8 protein-coding genes are annotated in these 9,196 nt (G+C 72.6%); 7 read left to right on the forward strand and 1 reads right to left on the reverse strand.

Going from position 1 to position 9,196, the window contains the following annotated elements; all coding sequences use genetic code 11:
* Nucleotides 1-2: 2 nt before the first annotated feature.
* The 7 genes from ABZW17_RS37625 to ABZW17_RS37655 all read left to right on the forward strand — a co-directional run bounded on the left by ABZW17_RS37625 (nt 3) and on the right by ABZW17_RS37655 (nt 6,816).
* Complete coding sequence (locus ABZW17_RS37625) at nt 3-1,346, forward strand: NtaA/DmoA family FMN-dependent monooxygenase (protein ID WP_354824838.1); 1,344 nt, start codon at nt 3-5, stop codon at nt 1,344-1,346.
* A 64-nt stretch (nt 1,347-1,410) separates the two neighbouring features.
* Nucleotides 1,411-1,908 (forward strand): SigE family RNA polymerase sigma factor, encoded by a 498-nt coding sequence (locus ABZW17_RS37630; RefSeq protein ID WP_354824841.1) that lies wholly within the window; start codon nt 1,411-1,413, stop codon nt 1,906-1,908.
* Nucleotides 1,905-2,768 carry a hypothetical protein gene (locus ABZW17_RS37635; RefSeq protein ID WP_354824844.1) on the forward strand — a complete coding sequence of 288 codons (864 nt, stop codon included), beginning with the start codon at nt 1,905-1,907 and terminating at the stop codon, nt 2,766-2,768. The genes ABZW17_RS37630 and ABZW17_RS37635 overlap by 4 nt, the downstream gene beginning before the upstream one ends.
* A 35-nt stretch (nt 2,769-2,803) precedes the next feature.
* On the forward strand, nt 2,804-3,643 hold the full coding sequence (locus ABZW17_RS37640; RefSeq protein WP_354824847.1) for a serine hydrolase: 840 nt from the start codon (nt 2,804-2,806) through the stop codon (nt 3,641-3,643).
* A gap of 147 nt (nt 3,644-3,790) precedes the next feature.
* Nucleotides 3,791-5,545: a hypothetical protein gene (locus tag ABZW17_RS37645; protein WP_354824850.1), complete on the forward strand. Its 1,755-nt coding sequence runs from the start codon at nt 3,791-3,793 to the stop codon at nt 5,543-5,545.
* Nucleotides 5,542-5,910, forward strand: a complete 369-nt coding sequence (locus ABZW17_RS37650; protein ID WP_354824853.1) for a hypothetical protein — start codon at nt 5,542-5,544, stop codon at nt 5,908-5,910. The genes ABZW17_RS37645 and ABZW17_RS37650 overlap by 4 nt, the downstream gene beginning before the upstream one ends.
* A gap of 189 nt (nt 5,911-6,099) precedes the next feature.
* Nucleotides 6,100-6,816 (forward strand): FadR/GntR family transcriptional regulator, encoded by a 717-nt coding sequence (locus ABZW17_RS37655; protein ID WP_354824855.1) that lies wholly within the window; start codon nt 6,100-6,102, stop codon nt 6,814-6,816.
* A gap of 7 nt (nt 6,817-6,823) precedes the next feature.
* Here ABZW17_RS37655 and ABZW17_RS37660 read toward each other — a convergent pair whose 3' ends face one another.
* A complete protein-coding gene (locus ABZW17_RS37660) occupies nt 6,824-9,085 on the reverse strand; it encodes an alpha-L-fucosidase (protein WP_354824858.1) in 2,262 nt (753 codons plus the stop codon).
* Between the last annotated feature and the right edge of the window lie 111 nt (nt 9,086-9,196).

Genomic DNA, 9,196 nt, shown 5'->3' on the forward strand with positions numbered 1-9,196 from the left:
CCATGTCCCGCAAGCAGATCCACCTCGCGGCGCACTTCCCCGGCGTCAACAACACGACCGTGTGGAGCGACCCCGAAGCCGGCAGCCACATCGAGTTCAGCTCGTTCGTCAAGCTCGCGCAGACCGCCGAACGCGCGAAGTTCGACTTCTTCTTCCTCGCCGAGGGCCTGCGGCTGCGCGAGCAGAACGGGCAGATCTACGACCTCGACGTCGTCGGCCGCCCCGACACCTTCACGGTGCTTTCGGCGCTGGCCGCCGTCACCGAGCGGCTCGGCCTCGCGGGCACGATCAACTCGACGTTCAACGAGCCCTTCGAGGTGGCCCGGCAGTTCGCCTCGCTCGACCACCTGTCCGCCGGCCGCGCCGCGTGGAACGTCGTCACGTCGTGGGACGCCTTCACCGGCGAGAACTTCCGCCGCGGCGGGTTCCTCCCCCAGGACCAGCGCTACGACCGCGCCGAAACGTTCCTGCGCACGGCGTGGGAGCTGTTCGGCTCCTGGCGCGGCGACGAGCTCGCCGCCGACGCCGGAACCGGCGTGTTCCTGCGGGATCCGGCCGCGGGCGCCTTCGCCCACCACGACGCGCACTTCGCCATCGAGGGCCGGTTCCCGGTGCCGCGCAGCCCGCAGGGGCGCCCGGTGATCATCCAGGCGGGCGACTCCGAAGAGGGCCGCGAGTTCGCCGCGGCCACCGCCGACGCGATCTTCAGCCGCTACGGCACCCTCGAAGCCGGCCAGGCGTTCTACACCGACGTGAAGGGCCGGCTGGCGAAGTACGGCCGCGCGCCGGAGCAGCTGGTGATCCTGCCGGCGGCGACGTTCGTGCTCGGCGACACCGACGCCGACGCCCACGAGCGCGCCCACGTGGTGCGGCGGCAGCAGGTCAGCCCGCAGACGGCGCTCAGGTTCCTCGAACAGGTGTGGAACACGGACCTGTCCGGCCACGACCCCGACGGCCCGCTGCCGGCGACGGACCCGGTGGTCGACGGGTCCACGATCGCGCCCGGGCGCGCCAGCGTCCGCATGTACCGCGACCCCGTGGCCACGGCCCGCGAGTGGCGACAGCTGGCGGAGGCGAAGAACCTCTCGACCCGCGACCTGATCATCGAGGTGACGGGCCGGCAGACGTTCATCGGCTCCCCGGCCACGGTGGCGGCGTCGATCGACGAGCTGGTGCAGGCCGACGCGAGCGACGGGTTCATCCTGGTGCCGCACGTGACGCCGGGCGGGCTCGACGAGTTCGCCGACCGGGTGGTGCCGTTGCTGCAGGAACGCGGGTCGTTCCGGACCGAGTACACCGGGACCACGCTGCGCGACCACCTGGGGCTCGAGCCGCTCGGGGCGTGAGCGGCCCGGAACTTTCTCCGCCGCAACTGCAACAACCGCCCCCGGCAGCGGCATCTTGAAGGGTGTGCAGTTCGAAGAGTTCGCCCGAGAGCAGCTGCCCGGACTGGTGCGGTTCGCCGCCGTGCTGACCGGGGACCGGGAGCTGGCCCAGGACGTCGTGCAGGACGCCCTCGTGCGCGCGCACCGGGGGTGGCGGCAGGTGGCCGCGGCCGACCGGCCCGAGCTGTACATGCGGAAGATCGTCGTCAACGGCTATCTCGGCTGGCGGCGCCGGTGGTACCAGCGGTCCGTCCGGCCGGCGGCCGACGTCCTGCGGTTGCGGGAGGTGGCCGAGCCCGATCCGGCCGGGCGGATCGCCGATGCCGACCAGCTCACCGGGCTGCTGTCCGGGCTGAGCCGGGCGCAGCAGGCGTCCATCGTCCTGCGGTTCTACGAAGACCGCGACGACGACGAGATCGCCGCCGTCCTCGGCTGTGCGCCCGGGACGGTCCGCAGTCACATCTCGCGCGGCCTGAGTTCGCTGCGCGTCCGGCTCGTCGAAGGCAAGGAGAGCGTGCAGTGACCGATCTCGACCAGCTGCGCCGCGTGTTGCGGGCCCAGGAGTCCTTCGCCCCCGACCCGGACGCCGTGCTCGCCGCCGCCACCCGCCGGATCCGGCGGCGCCGGGCCACCGGCGTGGCCGCGGTGACGCTCACCGTGGTCGCCGTCGGTGCCGGGGCCATCGGGCTGCTGGAGCGGGGCACCGCGCCGGCCGCCCACCCGGTCCCGCCGGCCGCGAACGGGGCACCGGACACCGGCACCGCCCTTCCCGCCGCGCCGGCGATCAGCCTCGAAGACAGCTCCTGGCAGCTGCTGATGTGGTCGGTCCAGCCGCAGTTCGCCGGCCTGCACTACGGGCGGGAGCACCGGTACGCGTTCGAGATCGACGTCCGCGACGGCACCGCGCCCCGCGACGCGCTACCGGCGAAACCCACCTCCGCCGGGCAGCTCACGCACCCCCAGTCGGTGATGTGGCAGGACGGACCGGGCCGGTGGGTCTGGGCGCGGACCACGAAACCGGTGTCGGCCGCGGAAATGCTCGGCCTCCTCGGGAAGATCCGCGCCACGCCGCCGGTCGTCCGCTCGCCGCTGAAGTCGCTGCGGGTCCCCGCCGGGCAGAAGGTCACCACGTTCACCAGCGAGCCCGAAACCAACACTCTCGTGCTCTGCCCCGACCCCGCCACGATGCGGGCACCGCTCGACAGCCGGTGTCTCTCCCTGTTCGTTTCGCTGACCGCGCACTTCGGGGAAAGCCCTTCGCAGGACCCGTTGCCCGTGCAGCAGCACCGGAGGCTCGGCGCCTACACCGTCGAGATCGACAGCTCGTCCGCGAACAAGGCGGCGGCCTCGGCCCTGCTGGATTCCGTACAGCTCGACCGGTGACCGGCCGCCGGTGATCCGCTTCGGAAGGACTTCTGATGCGTGGTGCCGTGGTCGTGGTCCTGGTGGGCATCCTCGCCGGCGCGGTGGTTGCGGCCTCCGGTCCCCCGGAGGCGCCGGCGGAACCGCCGCCGGCCACCGCGGCGGCGGCGCCCGGCACGCGCCCGGCCGTGCCGGATCCGGCGGAGGCCCGGGTGGCCGTCGACGTCCGGGGCGAGTGGTCCTGGGCGTTGCGCGAACTCGGCACCGGTGCCGTGGTCGGCGAGGGCGATCTGCGCACCACCACGGAATCCATGATCGAGAGCTGGCTCGCGGTCGATTTCCTCGCCACCCACGAATCCCGGGTGTCGGCGGCGGACGAGGCCCGGCTGGCGCGGATGGTCCGGGCCGGTGACGACCGGGCCGCGCAGACGCTGTACCGGCGGCTCGGCGGGGACGACTCCATCGCCCGGATGATCCGGACCTGCGGCCTGCGCGAAACCCGGATCCACCCGGGCTGGTGGTCCAAGACCACGATGACCGCCGCCGACGCGAGCGCGCTCGGCCGGTGCGTGACCCGCGGCCCGGGCCTGAGCCCGCCGTGGCGGGTCAGGCTGCTCGACCTCATGCGCTCGGTCGACGCCGGTGGCGCGTTCGGCATCCCCGAGGCACCGGCGCTCGCCGGACGGCGCCTGGCGGTCGCGAACGGCTGGACCCGGCACGGGACCTGGTGGACGGTCGACTGCCTGGCCGGCTGGGACCACTGGGCGCTGGCGGTCCTGGTGCACTACCCGGACCAGGGCGACGGGCACCGGTACGGGGCGGGCGTCTGCAAGGCCGTCGCCCAGCAGTTGTTCGAGCGCACCGACCTCGGCATCGGCCTCGCGCCGGGGCGGTGATCGACGGTGCGGAACCGGAAAATGCCCGACAGGCCGGCCTTCGAGACCACCCGATCCGGCTACGCCGATTCCCGGCCCGGGGCGTAACCCCGGCCGCCTCCCGACCGTCTATGAGGGCGTTCCAGCACCGATCCGAAGGTGGCGAACGTGACTGCACAGGCGCCGGCGGGCGCGCACACCCGGCAGCCGACCGGGGTGGACGACACCACGCGGTACCTCGCGGCCGCGGCGCACCTCGACCGCCACTACGCCGACGAGGCCGTGCGGGAGTTCCTGACCGAGCCGACCCGCCAGGTCCCGCCGCCGATGGGGCTCGACGCCCCGGCCGTGCTGACCGAAGCCGTCGCGGCCCGGACCCGCCGCAAGTACCGCGACGGCGTCCTCGCCGCCCTCGGGATCGTCGTCCTGGTCAGCGGTTCCACGAGCCTGTTCCTCTACTCCTGGCTCGGCTGGGCCGCGCTCCTCAGCATCCGCCCGATCTGGCGGAAGACGCGCTGGGACCGTCCCGGCGGGCTGGCCGTGACGTGCTTCCGGCTGGCCGGCCTCTTCCTCCTCTACTTCGTGGCTTCCCTGGTGCCCGTGGTGCTCATCGCGGCCGCCGTGCTCGGCGGAAGCGCCCCAGGTCCGGTCTGCACCGGTTACTACTGCCGGCAACCGGCGACCTCGTCCGGCGACCTGCCGGTGAGCGTGTTCGGCGGAACCGGTGGCGTGGTGGCCGTGCTGTGCGCGCTCGTGATGCTCGGCGTCGTGGTCGCCGATCGCGTCGCCGTCTGGCGCACTGTCGTCCGGCACTTCGGCCGCTGGGCCCGGCACCGGACCGACGTCGCCCCGCTCACCGACGACCGGCCCGCCATCCAGGCCGCCCCCGCCCGGTTCCGCCGGGAGCTCCGGCGGCACCGGATCCCGCGCCCGCCCCGGTCGTCCGCCGGCGGCTTCCCGCTGATCGTCTACCGCGGGCGGAATCCCTTCGTGGGCGCCGGAACCAGCGTCGGCGCCTGGTCGACGGCCATCCCGCTCGAGGCGGCCGGAGACGCGGGCACGAACGGGCCGCTGACCACCGACCGGCTCTACCGCGCCGCCGCGGCGGCGGTGGCCACGCTCGGCGAAACCGGCGCCCTCAGCCCGGACCGGCGGCTGACGGCGCTCGGCACCAGCGGCGTCGTGTTCGCCTCCGCCGAGGCCCTGCTCGATCACGCGGGCGACCCGGTCTGCGGCGAGTACCTGCCCGGTTTCGACGCCCCGCCGGTCGAGTTCCTGTCCCCGGCGGAGTCGAACCACGTCTACGCCACCCCGCGCGAATGGGCCCGGTACTACCTGCACTTCCAGGTCGAGACGTGGAACCGCGAGCTCGTCTTCTCGGCCTTCCTGCACGCCGCGGTCGACGACAGCACCCTGTACCTCGAGTGGACGCCGTGCGTGCTGCCGCCGGTCCGCGACGAGTTCCGCGCCCCCGACCGGATGCCGGACAGCGTCCTGGTGCCGGTCGGGCAGGGGCTGCTGCGGTGGGCCCGGCTCCCGGTGACCCTGCCGGGGCGGCTGTGGCACGCGCTCACCCTGATCCGGCCCCGCCCGCACGACGGGTACACCCTCGACCCCGACCGCTACGGCAACGCCCGCACCCTGCGCGAGCTGGGTGCCGCCGACACCGTCCGGGACTACTTCCAGATCGTCGACGTCGAGCGGTACACCAAGCTGCTGGAGAGCCGCCTGGTCCCGGCGATCAGCGCGGTGCTGCGCGAATGCGGCTATTCGCCCGCTTCGTTCGAGCGGCGCATCGCGGCGGTGATCACGAACAACACGACGATCACGACCACCAACACCGGCACGTCGATCTACGGCGGGACCGTCAACGGCGACGTCAGCGGCGGCACCGTCACCACGAACACCCGGGAGGGTTCATGACCGGCCACGACGAGACCTCGATCAGCATCGAGGCCGGCACCACGGTGTCCGGCGGCACGATCAACGGCAACGTCAGCGGCGGCACGGTGTCGGTGGGCGCGGTGTCCGCCGGCTCGACGCCGGCCGATCTGCTGGCCCTGCTGCTGCAGCTGAAGACCCGGGTGGCGACGGCCGGGCTGCCGCAGCAGGAGACCGCCGAGGCCCACCTGGACGATCTCATCGAGCAGACCCGCTCCCCGGAGCCGGAACCCGCCGTGGGCCGCTGGTGCTGGGCGAAGGTCACCGCGGCCCTGGCGGGGATCAAGCAGTTCGACGACCTGGTCGGCCGGATCGCCGGGCACGTCACCACCCTGTGGCCCGGCTGACCCCGCCGAGGCCGGGCGCTCTCCTCGGACCGGCCCCCTGAGCGACCGAGACATCACATGTCTCGACCTCTCGAACCGACAGTTCCCGCATGACCAGCCCCAGCGACACGCACCAACCCGGACATCCGCGCGCCATACATCATATGACCGCTAAACTGGCCCTCCAGGGAACGATGTCCGAGGAGTGCGATGGCGAGGTCGTTGACCGACGAGGCGATCGACCGGATCCGGGAGTTCGTCCGGTCCGGCAGGTTCCCCGCGGGGTCCAGGCTGCCGCCCGAGCACGAGCTGGCCACCGAACTGGGGATCTCGCGCAGCCCCACGCGGGAAGCCGTGAAAGCGCTGGCGCTGGCGCGCGTGCTCGAAGTGCGCCGGGGTGACGGCACGTACGTCACCAGCCTCGCGCCCAGCCTGCTGCTGGAGGGCCTGGGCAACGCCGTCGCGCTGATGCGGGACGGCAGCGTGCTCGAACTCACCGAGGTGCGCCGGCTCCTGGAGCCCGCCGCCACCGGGCTGGCCGCGACCCGGATCGGCGACGCGCAGCTGCGGGCCGTCGGCGAGCTGCTCGACGCCATGCACGAGGCGATCGAGGACGTCGAGCGGCTCACCGTGCTCGACGCGGCCTTCCACCGCGCGGTCGTCAGCGCCGCCGGGAACGAGACCCTCACCGCGCTGCTGGACGGGATCTCGTCGCGGACCCTGCGCGCGCGGGTCTGGCGGGGCACCGTCGAACGCGGGGCGACGCACGTGACGCTGGCGCAGCACAAGGCGATCTACGACGCGCTGGCCGACCGCGACCCGGCGGTGGCCACCGCCGCCGCGCTGCTGCACGTCGACACCTCCGAACGCTGGCTGCGGGCGCACCTGGCCGACCTGAAGGACCTGGACGGCCGGCCAGGCGCGTGAGGCGCCGTCAGACCACCGTGAACAGCCAGCGGAGGTTGGGGCTGCCGTCGTCGGACCACACCTTGAGCGGTGACCCCGACGGCACGGTCCCGCCGCTGTCGAGGACCAGCCCGGTGACCCGGTTCGCGATCACGTATCCGCCGCCGGTGTCGGTGATGCTCCACTGCTGGCTCGCCGCCCCGGTGTCGGCCGACTGCACCGGATTGCCGCCCGCCGCGGTGGCCCCGGCGCCGTCGATCACCAGGCCGTCGGTGCGGTTGGTGAGCTTGACGAAGCCGTCGCCGGTGTCGGTGACGGCGAACTGGAGGTTCGGGCTGTCGTCCGGGGTCCAGATCTTCAGCTTGCTGCCCGCCTCGACCGCGCCGCCGCCGTCGACGGCCAGGCCGTTGGTGACGTTGACGATGCGGAACCAGCGGGCAGGGTCGAACGTCACGCGCAGCGAGACGATCGTGTCGTCGAACCCGGACGGGCGCAGATCCGGCGTCGCCGCCACGAACCGGCCCGGTGTGCCGGTGAGGTTGTCGCCGGGATAGCCGAGGGCCGCGTAGCCGTCGCCCGGCCACACCGCGGAAATCGTCTTCGGCTGGACGTTCCTGGCCTGCAGCTGCGCGGCGGTGTAGGAGCCGACCGCCAGCGCCGCGCTCGCGCCGCGGTAGCCGCGGTCGGCGAAGACGGTCACGCCGGAGGCGGGACCCACCACGGGGATCTTGCCGGCGAAGGTCAGCTTGAGGACGTAGGCGGGCGACTCGTACGGCTTCGCCGGCAGCGTGACGTGCAGGGCGCCGGCGTCCTGGGTGTACTTCAGGGCGCCGGGCGCACCGAGCAGCTCGACGCGCCGCAGGCCGCTCAGGTCGATCCGCTTGCCGGCCAGCGTGGTGAGCTCCGCCGTGGCACCGGGCCAGGCCAGCACGGTCGCGTAGAGCACGCGGCCGGCCTTGTCCCGGGTGAACCGGAAGTCCTTCGCCGTGCCCACCTTCGGCGAGACGAACGAGCCGCCGCCCATCTTCGTCGGGCCTTCGCCGTAGACGTCCCACGCCCGCGTGGCGTAGATCGACTCGCCGGCGCGCCCGAGGTAGGTGCCGAAGTCGGCGAGCACGGCCCGCTGCTCCGCCGGGATCGTGCCTTCGAGCGTCGGGGAGATGTTGAGCAGCATGTTCCCGCCCTTGCTGACCCGGTCGATCAGCGCGTGGATCATCTGCGTGCTCGAGTAGTAGCCGATGCCCCGGGTGTAGCTCCAGCTGCTGCTGCTGATCGCGTCGTCGGTGAGCCAGTACGGCGTGACGATGTCGGCCGGGCCGCCGCGCTCGTAGTCGGCGACCTCGCCGGCGGTGGTGAACCCGTGGTCGAAGTGCTTGAACGTCGAGACGACGTCCTTGCCCCACTTTTCGGCCTGGTTGTAGTAGTAGGCCAGGAATTCGAGGCGCTGCCGCTCCCCCACCGCGCACGGGCCGCTGTTGATGCAGTAGCCGGGCGAGTCCAGCGAGAAGTCCTGCCACAGGATGTCGGGCTTCGCGCGGTCGATGACCTCCTTGAGCTTGGCCAGCCAGAGGGCGTCTTCCTCGGCGCGCGGCAGCTGGCCGTACAGCTTGCGCAGGCTCGGGGTGCTCTGCGGCGGCGCGAAGTCGTAGAAGCCGTTGTAGTTGAACGCGTGGTGCATCGCCACCAGCAGCTTCAGGCCCTGCCCGCGGATGGCGTCGGTGAACAGCTTCAGCAGGTTCAGGTGCGGCCCGCGCGCCACCGAGTTCCACTCGTTGACCTGGCTGTCCCACATCGAGAACCCGTCGTGGTGCTCGGCGACCGGGCCGGCGAACTTCGCCCCGGACGCCTTGACCACCCTGGCCCACTCCTCCGGGTCGAACTGCCCGCCGCGGGAGACCGGTTCCGGCGCGAACTGCACGGGATGACCCGCCACGTCGGTGCCGCCGTCGATGAACCGGTCGTACCCCCACACCGCCGGGTCGCCGTAGGTCGCCTTGTGGTGCTTGTTCTCGCTGCTGTCCGGGATGTACATGTTCCGGCCGTACCACTCGCTGCCGAACTCCGGCGTGGTGAAGGCGCCCCAGTGCCAGTAGATGCCGAACTTGGCGTCCTGGAACCACTCCGGCGCCGGCGGGTGCCGGTCGACCGACGGCCAGTTCGGCTCGTAGCACTGCCGCGCGGCGGCCGCGGCGGGGCCGGCCAGCGCGGGCGGCACGGCCGCCGCGGCGAGCCCGGCGGCCGCGAGGGCGCCGAACTGCCGGCGGGACAACGGGTTCTGGGCAGGGGGCATCGTGGAATCTCCTGTCGGATGGGAGGAGCTCGCGAGTCCGGTCTGCCGCGGCTCGTCGTGAGTGAGAAACAGAGTTTGTTAAAAAGAATTTGAAAAACAAAAACGGGGGCG

The sequence above is a fragment of the Amycolatopsis sp. NPDC004625 genome (assembly GCF_040609695.1).
GTDB lineage: Bacteria > Actinomycetota > Actinomycetes > Mycobacteriales > Pseudonocardiaceae > Amycolatopsis.